Origin of the sequence: Parabacteroides gordonii MS-1 = DSM 23371 (assembly GCF_000969825.1) — a bacterium.
GTDB classification, from domain to species: domain Bacteria; phylum Bacteroidota; class Bacteroidia; order Bacteroidales; family Tannerellaceae; genus Parabacteroides; species Parabacteroides gordonii.
Genome location: NZ_KQ033920.1, coordinates 473,182 through 490,608 on the forward strand (window position 1 = coordinate 473,182; position 17,427 = coordinate 490,608).

A 17,427-nucleotide genomic window follows, 5' to 3' on the forward strand; every position below is an offset into this window, starting at 1 on the left:
TAGAGCATCCCGTTATAGGTGTAAATCCCCTTGATTAAGAACTGTATGCCGAAACGCTTGCTACCCAAGTGGCGCACTTTCCGGTCATTGTTCTTGTAGATGCTCCGCATTATCAGTTTCACCAGCAGCGGGCTTTCATTACCTAATTCCCGGAAATAGATGTTCATGCGGGTATGTGAGAAGTCGGACGTATCTTCATTCTCCAAGAAGTCTTTCATTTCGATGTTGAGCATTTCCGGTTCACGGGCGTACTTGGCGTTGAATGAAAAGAAACTGCCGTCCTCACAGATAACGGAGAAGTTCGTTTCGCCCGGAAAGCCCTCTGTCGTGGCTTTCACACGTATTACGTTATCCGCTCCGTCCGCCTTGCCCGCTATGATGTGGTTGCTTCCCAAATCCACGTAGCGGACGGCGGCGGGAAAGATGATATGCACCGTCTTGGCAAAGGTCACTTCCACGCCGTAGGGCGTTACCATTTGGCGGTACGGGAGTTTCCGGGTGATGCCCCGATACAAGTCGTTACCAGCCGCATACTTCACGGTGTCGGTTTCCTGTGCGTTTGCCGCACACACGCCCAGCAAGAGGGCGAACAATACAAAAATCTGTTTCATCGTTAATTGAAATTTTAGTGGTTGATAAAATGGTTATTGTTGTTTGGCGTAAAGCATCACCTTGTACCCGGCTTTCAGCTTCACTTTCACGGTTCGGAACTTCTTGGCGAGGTAGCCGGACGTTCCTTGCAGCAAGCCCCTTGTCACGTCCATAGCCACCTGCTGCCCGGCACTTTGGGCAAAGGAAATGCTTGTTCCCAGCCCGCTTCCGATATTCGCCATTGCTTCGTTGAACGCTTCCTGCTCCATAGAGGACGGGACGGAAAGCCCCTTTTGCCCGTCCGTATCGAACACTGCGAGTTCCACCGGGATGATGTTGCCAGCGTACTCAATCGAGGACACCAGTATGTCGAGCCGTTCGCCCTGCACTTTTGCCGTCCCCGCCACAAGGGTATTCTTCGGCACGACTATGTTTCCCGCCTGCATGGGTTCGAGCAGCCGGAGTTTCACCGCCTGTCCGTCCGTCAGCGTTTGGTCTTGGTGGATGCAGGCGGCTACCGTGTTCTTTCCCATAGCGTAGCCCGTGCCTACCGCCGTGTTGAAGCCGTAGTTTCGTGGCTGGCTGTAAGCCCGGATGAAGTCGGCATCGCTCATGGGCTGCTGCAATCCCGAAACGGTCGTTTCCCGGATTGCCTGCACCGCCACTGCATCCGGCTTGCGGTCAATGCCGCCCGTTACCGGGACTTGTGCGACTTGTCCCTGCCCGCCGTTCATGTACTTTGCCGCCAGTTCGTAGGACTTTTCCAAGAGTGCCATTTGGTCGTCAGCCGTAGGCGTGGCGTTCTGCTGCTGTTGCAGTCTGTCGGTCAGTTCCGCCACCTGCCGCTTCAAGTCCTCTTTTTCCTCGTCCACCGCCGGGGTTTCGTAGAACGTGCTTAACTGGCGGTTGATGTCCCGGTAAGCGTTTGCCGAATAAGAAGCACCGCCACCCCGTTGTGGCTGCACATCTTCTTCCGGCATCAGGTCGATTTCCGCTTGCGGTTCTTCCGTTTCATCGTCCCCCGTGAAACCGAAGTCCTGCAAGGATTGTATCTTGTCCTGCTGTTTGCGGTTCAGCATTGCTTGTTCGTATGCCTTTTGCTTGTCGGCTATAATCCCGTCTTCTGCGGGCAGGGGTATGTCGGCGTTGAAGCCGCCCACGCTCTCCATGTTCACGTCCTCTTTGCCGGAGGGTACGAATATCAGGTACATACACCCGGCAAAGGCAAGGAACATCAGCGGGAAGACTATCATTTTCCTGCGCTGCTGCACCTGCTGCGGGGTAAGTTCCCGTTTGGGTTTATCTTCCTTTTTCGGCTTNCCGTCCGTCTGCGGTACGGTTGTGCCGTTCTCATTCTTCTGTACTTCTTCCATATTCCGGTCTGTTTAAGGGGTTGATACTTTTGATTGTGTCATTGCCTTGCAATGGCAGTTGTTTGATATGTTCTATTTGCAGCCGCCTGCCGTCCCGTTTCCCGATATTGTAGATTGATGAAACGGTGATGTAGATAGACAAGCCGCCGAAAAAGAAGAACATCAGGAGGATAACCGCCAGCCTTTTGCCCGGCGTAATCCGTCCGCACATTCGGCGCAGGCAGTCGTCCGCCCAGTCCTGCACCTTTTCGATGTAGTTTCGTTTTCTCTCCATAAGGCTACCTCTTGACGGTTTGCAAATCCTTGTTCTCGGTAATGGTGAACGCTTCGATGATGAAGCCGTGCGGGTTGTTGTCGCTCCGTGTGGCGTTGAGCAGGCGGCACGAGGTCACAAGGCTGCGCACCGTCAGGCTGCTTTCCCGGACAATCAACTGGCGGGCGTAGGTGTTCACCCTGTAGGGGTACTGGTCGAAGTCGCACTTCACGCTGTCAATCTCCACCGTCTGCGTGACGTTTCCGGAAATCACCCGGTTGTAGTAGCCCTTTTCCGCCAAGTCCTTGTAATAGTTGAAAGCGGTCTTGTCGGCAAGGAACAGCGAGCGTTTGATGTTGCTTTCGATAGCGTCTTTGTCGGGGGATAACGTAAAGAAAAGTTCGTGGAAACGCCGCACGTGCGATTTGGCTTCCACGGGTCTGTTCTGTGATAAATCCTGCGAGAGTGCCAGCATCAGGCTTTTCCCGTTGTCGAGGACGTATATCTTCTGCCGCTGCTTTTCGGCGAAGCTGTACGAGTTCCACACGGCAAAGCCCGTCACCAGTGCGCACAGGCAGATGAATACCAGTGCAAAGAGCCGGATTTGCCGGAAACTCGTTTCGATGTTCGTTAATGACTTAAATTCCATTTTCTTATATGTTCTAATAATGTTTCTAAAATCTTTCTATTGCAGCCCCTTTGTCAAGGCAGCTACCAAGAGGTTGTCAAAGTAGCTACCAAGTGACGGTCAAGGTAGCTACCGAGTGGAAACCGTCTTATTTGAGTAGTTTCCCGGTTACTTTCCCGCTTGCCGCACCGACCGCAGCCCCGGCGATTGACCCAGCCCGTGCCACGTTGCGGTTATAGGCAGACGTGCCGCCAGCCGACACAATCCAGCTTGCCACCGTAGGAATGGTGAAGTAGCCCACGATACCGATTATCATAAAGATTACATACACGGTGCTGCTCCCGTCAGGAATGAAATTCGGGTCTGAAAGTTCCTGAATGTCCTTTTGGAGCATCAGCGTTTGTATGCGTGCCAGCACGCTGCTGAACAAGTCGGACACAGGCAACCACAGGTAAATGGAGATATATCGTGAAATCCACTGGGTCAGCGTGCTTTGGAAACCGTCATAGACGGAAATCGCAAACGCCAGCGGACCCAGTATCGAAAGCACAATCAGGAAGAACGTGCGCAGCGTGTCTATAATCAGCCCCGCCGCCTGAAAGAGCATTTCCAACAGTTCCCTGAACCAGTCCCGGACGGACTTCTTGATATTGTACGCCGCCCTGTCCATGTACATACCCGTCATAGTCACCATGTCGGAGGGCGACCAGCCCAGTTCTTCCAGTTGCCTGTCAAATTCCTCGTCCGATGCGAGGTAAGCCGTTTCGGGGCTTCGCATCAGGGCTTCATATTCCAGTCGGTCTTTTTGCGCCCGGTACTCGTTCATGTCGAAAGTCTGTGTTTCCATAAGCTGGTTGCACCCTTTCACCACTGGCGACAGCACCGTGTTGATAGTCCCCAGCACGAACGTGGGAAAAAACATGATACACAGCCCCAGCGCAAAGGGACGCAGGAGCGGGTACACGTCTATGGGTTCGGCACGTGCGAGCGACTGCCATACTTTGGCGGCTACATAGAACAGCGCACCCAGCCCGGCTATCCCTTTCGCTACCCCCGTCATGTTGCTGCACAAGGGCATCATTTCATCGTAAAGAACCCGCAACACTTGGTGCAGGTTGTCAAAATCCACTGCTGCTAATAACATAGGCATACCGATTTATATGTTACCAGTAGCGTTCATCCGCCGAGCCGTAGAGAGCCAGCACCCGGTCGGTGTCGTTCTTCTTCTTTGCCCGCAGGTAGGACACGGATATGTTCTTGCGGGTGTAGTAGTTCACGAGGTTGCGGTAGTTGAGCAGGCTTCGATAAGCGTTGTCGATGATTGCCAGCCGTTCGGCATCCGTCAGCGACATACCCGTGATGTTCACTACATTCTTCAAGTCCTGCAACACGTCCGAGCTTTCCGACATCAGCTTGGCATAGCCGAACGATATTGCCGACAGTTCGTCAGGCGTGAAATTCGGGTCTGCCAACATACTTTGGAAGTTGCGCACGTAGATTTCGGATATTTCCGCCACCAGTTCAATGGACTTCTTCACCTTGACACCGCCCTTTACCACATCATGCACCGCTTTGAGCGCATCGTAATATTTTTTACCCTGCTGGAAAATCTTCTGCGCTTCCATGAAGCCGTCCAGCGTGTTCTTGGCTGTGGTGGAAGTCTGCACTATCTGCTTGGTGGTGTTGATGATACCCTGTGCCAAGTTGCCGGGGTCTGACACCACCCACTGTGCGGATGCCTTGCCGATGAAGCAAAGGCATACCGCCATAAGGAGAATTGTTTTCTTCATGTTCCTAATTTTTAAGTTGTTGATGATTGGGGATTGCGTTTGCTTTCCGCAAGCCGCTTGATAGCCAGTTCAAGGTTGCCGCCCAGCTTCTCGGCAAGAGCGAACAGTTCCATTTTCTCGCTTTCCTCTGTCGTGAACGTGTAATATTCTTCCAGCGAAACTTCCGTGGCATATACCGCCGACTGCGTGCCGCCCAGCGAGAAGAAAACTTCCTTGTACTTCCGTCCGGGGTGGTTCGCCATGTTGATAGACAATATCTGCGAACGCTCCTTGTCGGTCAGTCCGAGCAGGTTTTGTATGCTGTCAAACTTGTTGAGATATTTTCGCTGGTCTAACAGGATTTTACAGTCCGAGTTGTTGATGATACTCTCTTTCACTATGGGCGAGGAAATAATATCTTCCACTTCCTGCGTTACCACAATCGCTTCCCCGAAATACTTCCTGACGGTTTTGTGTAGGCTAAGCACCCAGCGCCTTGTCATATTTCTATGGTAGGTTTCCAAATGCTCGCCCCCGAACCGGACTTACACCTCTCAGCGTATCCGGCTCTCCACTAATTTTAGTCTATCTTTCCGTCATGTATCTTTTTGTGACAACTCCTGCACACGGCAATCGTTTTGCGTTTGCGGGCAATCATGTGTCGTTCCCAGCTTTCCTTACCCTGCAAGTTCTTTAGTTTCCTTACATGGTGCATAACAAGGTCGTCTGTCGCTCCACATAATTCACACTCATGGGCTTTCAGCCTTTCAACAAGACTTGTCCGCCCCGCAGTATAAATTGTTCGTGGCATGGTGTCACATTCCGATTTATAGGTGGGCTTCTTGCGTTTGAAGCCACCGTCGTAAAAGTATCTTTCCTTTACACCTGTTTTAGTCATGTGCTTTATGATAAACCTACCGTTCTTACGATATTTCTTGTTTACCTTGCGTGTGCGGCACTTATATTTGCCTGCAAACGTTTTGTACATGCTGTATTCCATGATGTACTTGAAATTATTCAAGGCATGGGCACAGTTGTTGGCTATGGAGTAGTAATTATAGAAACCCACGATTTCCCGATTATAGCTATCAAGGATTTCAAGGTCGTCATTGAATATCAGTCCCGATTTACATTTCGGTTTCCATATTTCCTTTCCGTTACGGTTTGTCATTTCCAAGACTCCCCAATCGAACAGTTTTTTACGGACAGTTTCCATACTGACATTCAAGCAGACCCTTTTACCATAGGTTCTTCTTAATCTACCCCGTTTATCACGTCTTTGGTCGTTGGACTTTCTTACAGTAATTTCATATCCGAGAAACTTGGCAGGTCTTTCGGTATGGGTGACAAGTGTCTTTTCATCAGACAGTTCCAATGCCAGTTTATCAGCAAGGAAGTTTTTAATATCTCCCTTTATCTGTTGCGCATCTTGCTTACTTCCGATAATTCCCACGAGAAAATCATCTGCATATCTCGCATATTTCATTCTCCTGTAATCGGCATCCATTTCTTCGCCATTGGGATATTTAGCCCGTCCTTGTTCTATTGCTTTCAGTTCAAGGATTAGCTTTACCCTTTGCCTTTCGTCTTTTACGGACTTCAATCTTCGCACAATACGTTTTCTTGCATTGCCGAAGTCCAAACTTTCTCTACTGAATTTTCGTTTCTTCCCTTTATCGAATTTGGCTATGTATTCCTTTATATACTTATCCAGCTTGTCAAGGTATATATTAGCCAATATCGGGCTGATGATACCCCCTTGCGGTGTGCCACTGTAAGTATTGTGGAATTGCCATTCTTCGATATATCCCGCTTTCAAAAACTTGCGTACTAAGCGTATGAAGCGTTCGTCCGCAATGCGCTCCTTGAGTATGTTTATTAATACATCATGGCTTATATTATCAAAGAAACCTTTTATATCTCCCTCTACAAACCACTTTGCACCGCTAAACTCCTTTTGGATGTGAGTTAATGCAGTATGGCAGCTTCGATTGGGTCGAAACCCATGCGAGGTGTATTCAAAATTTCCCTCGTATATGGCTTCCAATACCATTCTTACTACTTCTTGTATTAACTTGTCATTGAAAGTCGGTACGCCAAGAGGTCTTTTCTTACCGTTTTTCTTCGGTATGTACACCCTCTTTGACGGTTGGGGCTGGTACGTTTCATCTTTTAACGTATCAATCAACTTTTCAATTCGTTTCAGGCTCATGTTGTCAATGGTCTGACCGTCCGAACCTTTAGTCATGTTGCCCTCTTTGGCGTAGATGTGCTGATAGGCAACATAGAACATTTCCTCATTGAACAAAATTCTGTAAAGACGTTCAAACTTGTAGCTTACATCCTTACTGTGTTCTGATAGACTGTTTAATACTCTTTCTGGACTTCTCATAATGTCTCTCACATTTTCCGTTAATTGTATTAATAATTAGCTGCTTCCCTTCGCCATGTACAAGGCGTTACCTTGCTCGGACTACTATGGAAGCTCCGTTACCACTCCGAATTTTCATAGGTCAAACCTAATAGCCTTTCGGCACTTCGGGATAGGTAATCCCCGTTTATTACATCGTAACTGTTGGCATGATAGATTGTCGGATACGACTTCCGTCCTTCACTCGCTTACTGCGGTTGTGTCGTGATAAGTTCTTGCTACATTCATACCTATACACTGAAGTAGTATCACGATATGGCGATTGATAGTTACCTTACGCCATAGCCTAAAGGGGAACCACTCGGACTATCGTTTAATCAATTCGGACTTTATCCTCATATCTATCTTTTCATCTCGCCATTCAGTCGCAGTTTGGTAACTAACTGACTTATGACTTTTCCGACATGCTACACTCCCTGCTCGGTTAAGTTTTCCCGAAAACAGATAAGTCGGCTGATGATAGGTTATTTTCAAAGAACACTTTCCTAATCTCTTGCCAAAGAGATGTTTACGATGCAACCTTTACGGGCGCACACAGATATTTTATGTAGTCCGCCATGTTCGCCGATGCAATCGCTTTCCACGCTTCTTCGATTAGTATTAATTTCCTTATCCCCTTTAACTTGCGCATCTTGTTTATAAACATCAATAGTTGATAAGACAGGAAATGACAAACGAAGCAACTATTTATTTGTTAGCACTTTATGTCTTTTGGTGGCATAATGGTTAGACAGGCTAAAAAGCCAAAAACGGACACGAAAAGTCAGAGTTCCGTTACCAAGTCATTACCTGTTTATCATCGAGAACGACAAGGCAGAACAGCGGATTTCACAGCTAACTGACAGGACAGAAAGAAACGTTTCTTCATTCGTCTGTTGATGGCGTTCTTTGGCTGTGGCTTCCATTCTTCAAGTAACTCACTTAAACAATAATTTTGTAACTAATTAGAAGTGAGCATTATGAAAGAAGAATTAAAGGTGTTATTCTACCTTAAAAAGAATCAGGTAAAGGCAAACGGATTGTGTTCCGTAATGGGGCGCATTACCATTGGCAGAACAATGGCACAGTTTTCGGCAAAGATTGAAGCCGAGCCATCAAAGTGGGATGCCAAAGCGGGACGAATGACAGGAAAGAGTAACCTTGCCTTACAGGTAAACCGTCAGATTGATAAAATTAATCTAAGTATTCACGCTCGTTACAAAGAGTATCTAACCAATCGGGGAAGCGTAACAGCAGAAGAACTGAAAAACGCATTTCAGGGTATCGCCTCCACGCAGGAAACTCTGTTGAAAGTATTTGCGGAACACAACGAAGTTTACCGTAAACGTGTCGGAATAGACAGGGAGAAAAGAACCTATAAAACCTATTGTAATGCTTACAGTCATTTGGCTGACTTCCTGCAAAAGAAATACCATGTGCGGGATATGTCATTTAATCAACTAACATTCTCTTTTATCGAAGCCTACGATTTTCATTTACGGGTGAATTTGAAGATGAAACCGAATACTGTATTAGGTTACATTATCCCGTTCAGAAAAATAGTTCGCATTGCGCTTAACAAAGGATTTATTGCCCGTGACCCATTTACGGAGTACAAGCCGGAACGGGGACGGAGCGAACACCGTACCCTGACAGGCGAGGAACTACAAAAGATAATGAACGCTACATTTGATTCTCCCAACCGTACATTTATCCGTGATTTATTCGTTTTCTCCACTTTCACCGGATTGGCATTTGCCGACATACGAAGATTAACTGAAAAGGAACTTGTTACGACCGAAGACGGGAGACAGTGGATTGTGATTGCAAGGAAAAAGACAGGTACAATCTCCCGTATCAGACTGCTGGATATACCCCTGCAAATTATCGAGAAGTATAAAAAAGATAGGATTTGCGAAAAAATATTCAGTGTGCCCGGATATTCAACCGTTGATATAAACCTCAAACGCATTGCCGAAATATGCGGGATAAACAAGACACTCACTTATCATCAAAGTCGCCATACTTTCGCCACGGTGGTGTGCCTTTCACAAGGCGTACCCATCGAAACAGTTAGTAGAATGTTGGGACACAAGGATATACACACCACACAGATTTATGCGACCGTTTCCACTCAAAAGATAAGTGCCGACATGAAGCAATTATCTGAACGGATGGCGGGAAAGTTCTCTTTTGTCAAATCTAAAAACCAATAATAACATCATGCGTAGCACATTCAAATACCTGTTTTATATCAACAGGAACAAAGTAAAGAAGAACGGGCTATGTCCCATAATGGGGCGTATCACATTGGACGGGGAAATCGTCCAATTCAGTACAGGACTGGAAACCAATCCTGATTTATGGGATGCAAAGGCGGGGCGTTCAATGGGAAGAACGGCACACGAAATAGGCGTAAATAAGGAGTTGAAGTACCTTTCGACTTCCATAGAAAAACATTATGCTTACATTGTAGAAAAAGACGGTTATGTAACAGCCGAACGGGTCAAAAATGCGGTTATGAACATAGCCCAAGAACCAACCACGCTACTAAAGGAATTGGAAGAAGCAACCGAAGAAATACGGAAAAGTATAGGCATAAACCATACGGTCGCAACCTATCGGGCGTATGTAAACGCTCATTTGAACCTGTCCCGTTTTATCCGTGATAAGTACGGCAAAAGTGATATGCCGTTTTCATCTTTGGAATACTCCTTTATTGAGAATTACGATATGTATCTGAAAATAGACCATAAGATGGCAACGGGTAGTGTGATGCAACATATTATCTTTCTCAAGAAGTTAGTTAAACGAGCCATGAACAAAGGTATTATATCACGTAATCCATTTTTTGGTTATGTTCCCGACCAACCTAAGACATCCCGCAAATGGTTGTCTTGTGAAGAAATACAAAAGGTTATGACTACCCCGATAGGGCATCTGAGCGTGGCATTTGTACGGGATATGTTTGTTTTCGGGTGTTGGACTGGTTTATCGTACACGGACATCAAAAATTTGCAAGATATAAATATCGTGACGGATAGTGAGGGCAACCAATGGATAGATATTAGGCGACAGAAAACAGGTAGTAGGTCGCTGGTTCCATTATTGGATATTCCAAAGGAAATCATTAATAAATATAAAGGTACTGGCGAAAAAGGAAAAGTATTCAAGATGTTATGTATGAATGTTGTTTGTCAATATACTAAACGTATCGGCAAACTCTGCGGATTGGATAAGAAACTCACATTTCACATGAGCCGACACAGTGTCGGAACAAGTATTTGCCTGACACAAGGCGTTACGATAGAAACACTTAGCCAAATGATGGGACACCGAAATATCAAAACAACCCAGATTTATGCAGAGATAACAGGTGCTAAAATCGAAGAAGATATGCAACGGCTATCCCAAAAGATTGAGAACAAATACCAGTTGGTGAAATTTTGACATCATTCCCAGACCGTTCTAACGTATCATAGGGCGGTCTTTTTCTTTTATGCCCCTCACTCAAACCAACATATTTTTCCTTTTTTTCTCTGATAAACATCTCCTATATGGAAAGAATAAATAAGGCAACACTTTTTGGAAATTTACTCTTTTGAGGAACGAAAAAGGAAGAAATTTTCAAAAACCGCTTGCGGCTCGGTGTTGCCGTTTTATTCTTGGAATATACCTTTGTGTTCAGAGAAAGAAAGGATTAATTAAGATTATTCCATTGAAAAATAAGATATTAGTTTGGTTATAGCTATTGCGAAGTTTGCACCATCTATGGAATAAAAGCCTAATTTCTCGGCTAACCTATTACTTTTAATATTGGCACATTCAATGCCGATATGGTTAAAACCGTACTTTCGGGCTATTCCTGTCAGAAATCGGATAAAGTGCGTTCCGTGCCCTATCCGTTCTTTTGAGAAACCCAATCGGGCAATAATCAGGCAATCAGGGGGAAATCGGCTTTCACTTCTCCTAATGCGCAGATACAAATCTACCCGGCTGTTTCTCCGGGTAGTGACAATGTTATCCACTGTCAGCCGTACAAGTGATTTACGATACCTGAACCGTTCCATTAAGTAACGGTCTATTTCGGCTCTTAGTTCTTCATACTCAATCATCGTCTTATTCCTCTTTTCTTTTTCTTCTTGCGTTTCTGTGCCTGTAATTCTTCTACTGGTATAGAATCGTTATTATTATCCTCACCCACTGAGAAAATAGATAAAAGAGAATCACCCCTACTATTGTGCTGCTGATTGTTAGAGTGCCTATTTCCTTCCTTGTTGTCAAGATTGCAGGAAATATTATTTTCTTTTTCACTTGATTGGAATACTTCTTTTTTCTTTTCGCCAGTAAAATTTTGATTCTGTAATTCAAGTTGTTCCGAAATAGAACCGTTTTTCATCGTGTTGGAATACTCAAACGATTCTGATAATTGGCGATTATAGCCGAACAATCTATCAAAGCCCTGTTCCGCTTGTTGGAACAGGTTTACACGGTCAAAGCCGCCTTTTATTACTCCGTTTTTGGTGTTTTTGTGGTTGGTTAGCGGTGATAGCTTCTTTTTATTAGCTTGGTCTTTCCGGCTCACAATCAAATGGCAGTGCATATTCAGTTCGTTGTCGGAACGGCTACGGTTAAAATGTATCTTTCCGTAAAACTTTATATCCGCTTCGGATAGTCCTTTGTTGAAGTTCTTGGCGTATTCAGGAATAAAGACTTCCCGAATATACCGTTTCATTGCTTCGGCTTTCTCTTGTTCAGTATTCCCCATTGCCCGAAGTTCACTTTCCGATGGGCTGACATGGATGGCAAAAAACTTTGCATCCGTTTTCAACAGTTGCCCGATATTATTATCTATATCCTTAATAACCTTTGATTTGTAGATATTATCATCCGTCAGGTTGAAAAAGCCATCGGTATAGATACCTTTCTCCATACGTTCCAAATCTTCATGCTCCATATATGAAGCTAATTGGCGGCTACTTCCTGCATTGTTGTATGTTCCGCTTGATGGTGGGGCAAAATCTATGTGCATGGTTCTATGTGTTTATCAGATTAATGATTTCCGCTTTTAAGTTCTCTTTCCGTTTGCTATCCATTACTCCACAAGCGGACAGTTCCGAATAGAGTTGTATCAGTTGAAGTAGCTTCTTGTAATCCCGTTGGTGTATTTGATAGAGTGCGTTTAGTTGCTTCCCTTGTTGGTTGATTATATCGGCATGTTTGCCAAATTGCTCACTTACTTTTTGTAGTACGGCTGTTTGTTTCCCCTGACTGGATTCCAGCCACGAAAGAATAAGTGTTTCCAATGTCTTGCCAATGGTATCAAACCGAACTGCAATAGAATTAGCGGTTCGTATCATGGGATTCAGTTGTTTTTCCTCGTAGTGTCGGATGAAGCGGATAATATCGTCCTGCCGTTTGTTAATTTTCGCCAGTTCCGATTTTACGGATTCCGGTGATTCCGATGGGTTGATACAGGCTTTATCAATATAGACAAATGCCAACCGGACTATTTCCCCTTTTTTCATCGAATAGCGTTTACAGAGCTTATCTATTAACTTACTCGTTTGTCGGTCTATTCCGATTGTGGTAAGTGTGGGTATATTATTGGTCTTATCCATGATTATAACTTTTTTATAAAGAAAGTGATATTCATTCAGTTGATTATAAGCGAAATACGTTTTCGACTTATAATCACTGTTATAAACGTTTACGAATGTAACTCATTAAAGCAGAAGGCTTTGCCCCGCAGGGCAAGAGGGAAGAACAGGACTTGTCCAGTTCCCTCTTGCTTCATTTAGCGAAACGAGCCGAGCCACAAGGCGAGGCGGTTTCTGCTAAATGGGGAATGGTAGCACTTCATCAGACGTTAACATTACCCACCTTGTTTTACTTCGGTTTGCTTATCAAGTTGATTTTCCTTTTTGAACCGTTCATAGGTCTTGCTATCAGCATTCTCTTGAACAAATGCCCGGATGTCAGCCGAACGATAATAGGTCTTATGACTTATCGTGAAGTAAGGGAGCTTGCCACTTGCCCGATACCGTTGCAAGGTTCGGAAAGATACTTTCAATAGAAACGCCAAGTCCTGATTATCTAAAAGTTTGTCGTTCTCATCCATTACCTTGTCAGTATTGATAAGTGATTTCAGGTCTTGTCCAATTTCGGAGAGCTTTTTCGATAGTCGTTCCATCCACTTGTCGAAGTTTTCATTGTCTATATACATTTTGCTTCATTTTTAAGTTCAACATTATTGTTTTCAATTAATTGATGAAGCAAAGTTCGGCAGAATAGAGAAATTAAAATAGAGGAGTCCGGTATTGACCCCTCTATATCACAAACGCAAATAGCTATTTATCAAACTATTGCAAAATCATCTTTTTTCATCTTTATTTTTCAGTGCTTTCGCTTGCCGTTTCTTATATTCTTTAATAAGGACGGCTTTTAAAGCATCCAATGTTTTGGTGAGATTACATGATTTGCGTTTGAATAGTTCGTTTTGACGGTCATAGATACCGTTAAAACTAAATCCGAAAGCCTGTTCAAAGACTTCCGAAAAAGCAATAATAGTTGGATGCTTGCCTGTGTTGTCGGTGATGCCACCCAACAGCATCAGGGCTGAAAGAATTTCGGTCATACCCATGATTCCGAGATTAGGAAACTTAGGTATAACCGATAAAGCTGATTCAAATGTCAATAGGGTTGCCGAAGGAAACGATTCGGGATGTGTGATTTTGAAATTTAGTAGTTCCTGTTCTGCGTTAATAATCGCCAGTGTCTTTTGTAAGAACCGCTTTTTAAGCGCATTTTTCCCCCTGCCCGTAAAGAGATGCTGTTTCAAGTGAAGCTATCTCAATACGGGTAGCTACAAGAATCCGGTAAGTAGTTGAATAATCCTCTCCATCCCCCACTATTCTTATTTGTTCGACAAATTCACCATAGGCATTTTGCATTTCTTGGTTAGTTACTTCCTGTGAGGTTTCAGATAATAATCTGAATATCCTCGTTTGTAATAAATCATTCATAAGCAATCTTTTTAGAGTAAATGAATTGATTATGAAAAATGCATTTTTCAAATTGACAGAGAATCTATTTTAAATTATTTTTTAATAACTTAGTAAATCGAGATTCTACGCATATGCTCATATCTGTTGTTAAAAATTTGCCATTAAAAAAAACTGAAAATATAGTGGCTGGAGTAGGTACGGCTTGTGCCTGTTCCATTGTTTCCAACTTTATTATTTTAAGTGGAATATTATGTTCTTGTGCTAACACCCACAGAGAACCATTTACATAGTAATCTGTAAAAGGACAACGATTTGTGTAATATACAACCAATCCATTTTTTTCTTCACATTCTCCACTCTTTACACATTCCTTAAAAGATGGGGGCGGTGCATTATTATCGAATTTCAGCCCTAAGAGTGAAAATCCGTTTGACAAACTTTCAATAGTATTAAATCCTTGTTTAAGTAACCATTTTGTATCACTCATAAAGTGAAACTTTTTTGTTCCAACAACCGTAACCAAGCCATTTTTACCTTGTGTTTTTGCATCCTCAATAGCGGATTGAAGCAATGCTTTAGCGTGTCCATTTCCCTTATATTGTCCTGATACCCAAAAGCAATTTATCATCAAATAATTGGAAGCATCAACCGGGATCCAAGCCTTTTCAGCAGGGACATATTCTATAAAAACTTTTGCTCGTGCATCTAATCGTCTGAAAATATATCCATTATCAAACTCTTTTTTTAGCCATGCTTTTTTCATTTCATAGCCTTTTAAACATTTTTTATCAGAAAATGCACAACAGATATGTTCCGTGTCTATATTTTCTTTTGTAAGTGTAATGTATTTTGTTTCCATGACTTAGAATAATGATGGTTGTTCATATTTTTTAGGCTCGTAAAATCTCATTTTAGTTTCTATCCCCAACTTGATGCATAGGTTATAGAATGTATCTGACAGTTTCTTGTAATCATAACTGTAGCAATCATATCGTTCACCAAATGCTGATTGGTATTTAGCTTTTATTGTGGGGAATTGATTGTCTAATGCCATATAGAAATATTCTCGTGACCCTTTTCGGAGTGTCACGCCAAACATAGGTAGTATATAAGATACTCCCGAATCTTTTGCTTGTCTGATTATAGTTTCTATATTTTCTCTTGTATCATTGATAAAAGGTAATATAGGCATTAATGTAACTCCTGTATAAATACCTTTGTCTGCTAATGCTTTCATCGCATTATAACGCTCCGATGAGGGTGGCGCATTAGGTTCAATCTTTTTTGCAAGCGAATCTGTTGCACTGGTTATTGTAAAACTGACGGCTGCATACATTTTTGATATTTCCTGCAAAATATCTATATCACGCTCTACTAAATTACTTTTGGTTATTATATGGACTGGGAATTTATATGAAGCAATAATTTGTAGAGCATTCCGGGTTAATTGCAGTTCTCTTTCCATTGGCATATATGGGTCATTCATAGAACCTGTACCTATGGTAGCTCTGTTTTTACGTTTACTTTGTAATTCCTTTGTCAGTAATTCTAAAGCGTTTTGCTTAACTAATATTTGCGATATATCTCCAACCCTGTAACATTCGCTTCGTGTATCACAATAGATACACCCGTGTTGGCATCCCCTATACAAATTCATGTTATAAGTAATGCCAAACCAAGTATCTTGTTCCCTTAGTTTTGATAAAATTGATTTTGTTTCAATATATCGCATAATCTTTTTATTGTACTTTCCAACGTTTAAGTGTTGGAAAGTAAATTTTCATATTTGTAATAGCGTCCTCTTTAGTATAAACTACCTCAGAATCTTTGTTAAACTCATCTACAAATTGCGCACAATGCTCTATCATTTGCTCCATTGTGCAATCCATCGTAAATGCTCCGTCCTTAAAACAATAGCAGCAATATTCCTCATTTCTGCTTCCATCAGAGTTTGTTCCTAACTCGTCCTGATTTTGTAGCGGCATTCCGCAACTTTGGCAATACTTGTTTTCCATAAATGTTCTATTTTATTGGCATATAAATTTTTGTAATGTTTTCTTTGCTATTTTCAGTTCTATAACTAATATATTCTTCAAAAGCCATCCCATGCCGTATGGTGTGTTCAAAATTCACACTAATATTGTTATATAACTCTTGTAGTCCTGAACAACTCCCCTTTAAAGTGTAAACCGCATACTTATCTTGTTGCAACCGAATTGTTCCAAACTTTCCAGTTGGAACAATCTTTTTTTTCACCGATGCACAAGCATAGAATCGGCATTGGTTATAGTTAGTTACGTTTGGGTCATCAAAACTCAATCCGATAAAACGAGTTTCAAGTGTTAAGGCTTGATTGTCTTTTAAAAACAGCATCAATTTATTCCATGCTATTTCATAAGGCTCTGTTTCACCATACTTTCCAAATATGCGAATATAGACCAACTCCAATCCTTCAAAATAGCATATTTCGGCTTGAAGACTACTTCTATTTCCACTACTTTGTACGTAGCCCTCTAATCGAGATTGTAACTCATTAATATATGCTTTAGGAGATATACCAAACTGTTTCTTAAATGCTTTTGAAAAAGACTGTGGATTATCATATCCTACCATTGATGACAATGTTGTCAAGCTCATTTCTTCGGTTTGCATATATAGTACAGCCCGTTCAATACGTTGCCTTGCCACATAAGTATATAATGATTCATTTAGGGCAGAACGCATAATACGAAGTAATTGCCTTTGAGATACGTTTATTTTATCGGCAATGACATCCAACTGTAAAGGCAAATGCAGATTTGCACTGATATAATCAATAACCTGATTAACCTTTTGCTGATATATGTTTTCAGTACTATTTCTCATTGCTTCTGTTATTTGCAACAAAATTACTCATTTTGCTATGAGCAAATGTTGTCCAATCTCGCCAAATTAATATTTTATTCCCAAAGGAGAAAATATATTAGAAAATAATCGTACTTTTGTGAGAAAGTTATTTGAAGCGATGGAAAAACATAGCAAACTAAAGTAGTTCGCTCGTTTCTAAGTCATTACCTATTGTCTGTTTGCGATTGGCTAATTCGTTGTTTTATAGAAGAATACAAAATTATCTCATCTTCTTTATAAAGGCTTCCATGATGATAATGGTCGTTATCGGGAATAAAATCTTGTGGTCTTTGATGTTGTCCAATTCAAAGACTATGAAGCGTTTATACAGCAAATCCAGCTCCTTGTCGGAGTTCAGCAAATAGTCATACTCGCCACCCTTGTAATATGGTTCAAGCACGTTCAGGAAATTGTCTATGTCAAAATCCTTTTCCCTGACGTTCTTCTGTTCAAGCTGTCGGCGGTAATCATCCCGGACAAACTCGTAGAACGTGTTGAAGCAGGGCGTTA

Annotated in this window: 20 protein-coding genes and 2 pseudogenes; 2 read left to right on the forward strand and 20 right to left on the reverse strand. The window is 42.7% G+C overall.

Annotation, left to right across the window (positions count from 1 at the left end; genetic code table 11):
* The 9 genes and pseudogenes from traN to HMPREF1536_RS28230 all read right to left on the reverse strand — a co-directional run.
* Nucleotides 1-611, reverse strand: a 611-nt coding sequence (gene traN / locus HMPREF1536_RS28225) for a conjugative transposon protein TraN (RefSeq protein WP_233426418.1), incomplete at its 3' end; no start/stop codon positions are given.
* Between the two features lie 33 nt (nt 612-644).
* The gene (gene traM / locus HMPREF1536_RS18955; RefSeq protein ID WP_028728285.1) at nt 645-1,964 is read right to left on the reverse strand and encodes a conjugative transposon protein TraM; all 1,320 of its coding nucleotides are present in this window, start codon (nt 1,962-1,964) and stop codon (nt 645-647) included.
* On the reverse strand, nt 1,942-2,238 hold the full coding sequence (locus tag HMPREF1536_RS18960; RefSeq protein WP_046151799.1) for a TraL conjugative transposon family protein: 297 nt from the start codon (nt 2,236-2,238) through the stop codon (nt 1,942-1,944). Before HMPREF1536_RS18960 ends, traM begins: the two co-directional genes overlap by 23 nt.
* Before the next feature lie 4 nt (nt 2,239-2,242).
* The gene (gene traK, locus HMPREF1536_RS18965; protein ID WP_046151800.1) at nt 2,243-2,866 is read right to left on the reverse strand and encodes a conjugative transposon protein TraK; all 624 of its coding nucleotides are present in this window, start codon (nt 2,864-2,866) and stop codon (nt 2,243-2,245) included.
* A gap of 127 nt (nt 2,867-2,993) precedes the next feature.
* Entirely contained in the window at nt 2,994-3,989 is a 996-nt protein-coding gene (gene traJ, locus HMPREF1536_RS18970; protein ID WP_004326113.1) for a conjugative transposon protein TraJ, read from the reverse strand.
* 19 nt (nt 3,990-4,008) lie between these two features.
* Entirely contained in the window at nt 4,009-4,635 is a 627-nt protein-coding gene (locus HMPREF1536_RS18975; protein WP_004325453.1) for a DUF4141 domain-containing protein, read from the reverse strand.
* 11 nt (nt 4,636-4,646) lie between these two features.
* Nucleotides 4,647-5,102 (reverse strand): TraG/VirB4 family ATPase, encoded by a 456-nt coding sequence (locus HMPREF1536_RS18980; protein ID WP_262497014.1) that lies wholly within the window; start codon nt 5,100-5,102, stop codon nt 4,647-4,649.
* A gap of 92 nt (nt 5,103-5,194) precedes the next feature.
* Complete coding sequence (locus HMPREF1536_RS18985; RefSeq protein ID WP_046151773.1) at nt 5,195-7,006, reverse strand: reverse transcriptase/maturase family protein; 1,812 nt, start codon at nt 7,004-7,006, stop codon at nt 5,195-5,197.
* A 547-nt stretch (nt 7,007-7,553) separates the two neighbouring features.
* A pseudogene (locus tag HMPREF1536_RS28230) lies at nt 7,554-7,688 on the reverse strand (TraG/VirB4 family ATPase); the annotation flags it as partial.
* A 316-nt stretch (nt 7,689-8,004) separates the two neighbouring features.
* On the opposite strand from HMPREF1536_RS28230, the gene HMPREF1536_RS18990 reads away from it, so the two are divergent.
* Nucleotides 8,005-9,240 (forward strand): site-specific integrase, encoded by a 1,236-nt coding sequence (locus HMPREF1536_RS18990; protein WP_044192973.1) that lies wholly within the window; start codon nt 8,005-8,007, stop codon nt 9,238-9,240.
* 7 nt (nt 9,241-9,247) lie between these two features.
* Nucleotides 9,248-10,474, forward strand: a complete 1,227-nt coding sequence (locus tag HMPREF1536_RS18995; protein ID WP_044192971.1) for a site-specific integrase — start codon at nt 9,248-9,250, stop codon at nt 10,472-10,474.
* Nucleotides 10,475-10,734: 260 nt separating this feature from the next.
* On the opposite strand, the gene HMPREF1536_RS19000 is transcribed toward HMPREF1536_RS18995, so the two are convergent.
* The 11 genes and pseudogenes from HMPREF1536_RS19000 to HMPREF1536_RS28240 all read right to left on the reverse strand — a co-directional run.
* Nucleotides 10,735-11,139, reverse strand: a complete 405-nt coding sequence (locus HMPREF1536_RS19000; protein ID WP_028728939.1) for a hypothetical protein — start codon at nt 11,137-11,139, stop codon at nt 10,735-10,737.
* Nucleotides 11,136-12,056 (reverse strand): DUF5712 family protein, encoded by a 921-nt coding sequence (locus HMPREF1536_RS19005; RefSeq protein WP_028728938.1) that lies wholly within the window; start codon nt 12,054-12,056, stop codon nt 11,136-11,138. The genes HMPREF1536_RS19000 and HMPREF1536_RS19005 overlap by 4 nt, the downstream gene beginning before the upstream one ends.
* A gap of 4 nt (nt 12,057-12,060) precedes the next feature.
* Nucleotides 12,061-12,645 carry a BfmA/BtgA family mobilization protein gene (locus HMPREF1536_RS19010; protein ID WP_028728937.1) on the reverse strand — a complete coding sequence of 195 codons (585 nt, stop codon included), beginning with the start codon at nt 12,643-12,645 and terminating at the stop codon, nt 12,061-12,063.
* Between the two features lie 254 nt (nt 12,646-12,899).
* Complete coding sequence (locus tag HMPREF1536_RS19015; RefSeq protein WP_028728936.1) at nt 12,900-13,250, reverse strand: helix-turn-helix domain-containing protein; 351 nt, start codon at nt 13,248-13,250, stop codon at nt 12,900-12,902.
* 147 nt (nt 13,251-13,397) lie between these two features.
* The gene (locus HMPREF1536_RS28235) at nt 13,398-13,865 is read right to left on the reverse strand and encodes a hypothetical protein (protein WP_028728935.1); all 468 of its coding nucleotides are present in this window, start codon (nt 13,863-13,865) and stop codon (nt 13,398-13,400) included.
* A complete protein-coding gene (locus HMPREF1536_RS19025) occupies nt 13,822-14,049 on the reverse strand; it encodes a hypothetical protein (RefSeq protein WP_028728934.1) in 228 nt (75 codons plus the stop codon). The genes HMPREF1536_RS28235 and HMPREF1536_RS19025 overlap by 44 nt, the downstream gene beginning before the upstream one ends.
* Nucleotides 14,050-14,113: 64 nt before the next feature.
* The gene (locus HMPREF1536_RS19030; RefSeq protein WP_028728933.1) at nt 14,114-14,890 is read right to left on the reverse strand and encodes a GNAT family N-acetyltransferase; all 777 of its coding nucleotides are present in this window, start codon (nt 14,888-14,890) and stop codon (nt 14,114-14,116) included.
* A gap of 3 nt (nt 14,891-14,893) precedes the next feature.
* On the reverse strand, nt 14,894-15,763 hold the full coding sequence (locus HMPREF1536_RS19035; RefSeq protein WP_081693377.1) for an SPL family radical SAM protein: 870 nt from the start codon (nt 15,761-15,763) through the stop codon (nt 14,894-14,896).
* 7 nt (nt 15,764-15,770) lie between these two features.
* Nucleotides 15,771-16,046, reverse strand: coding sequence for a zinc ribbon domain-containing protein (locus tag HMPREF1536_RS19040; RefSeq protein WP_028728931.1), 276 nt, complete (start codon nt 16,044-16,046; stop codon nt 15,771-15,773).
* A 7-nt stretch (nt 16,047-16,053) separates the two neighbouring features.
* Nucleotides 16,054-16,896: an AraC family transcriptional regulator gene (locus HMPREF1536_RS19045; protein ID WP_028728930.1), complete on the reverse strand. Its 843-nt coding sequence runs from the start codon at nt 16,894-16,896 to the stop codon at nt 16,054-16,056.
* 244 nt (nt 16,897-17,140) lie between these two features.
* Nucleotides 17,141-17,427, reverse strand: a pseudogene (locus HMPREF1536_RS28240) (TraG/VirB4 family ATPase); the annotation flags it as partial.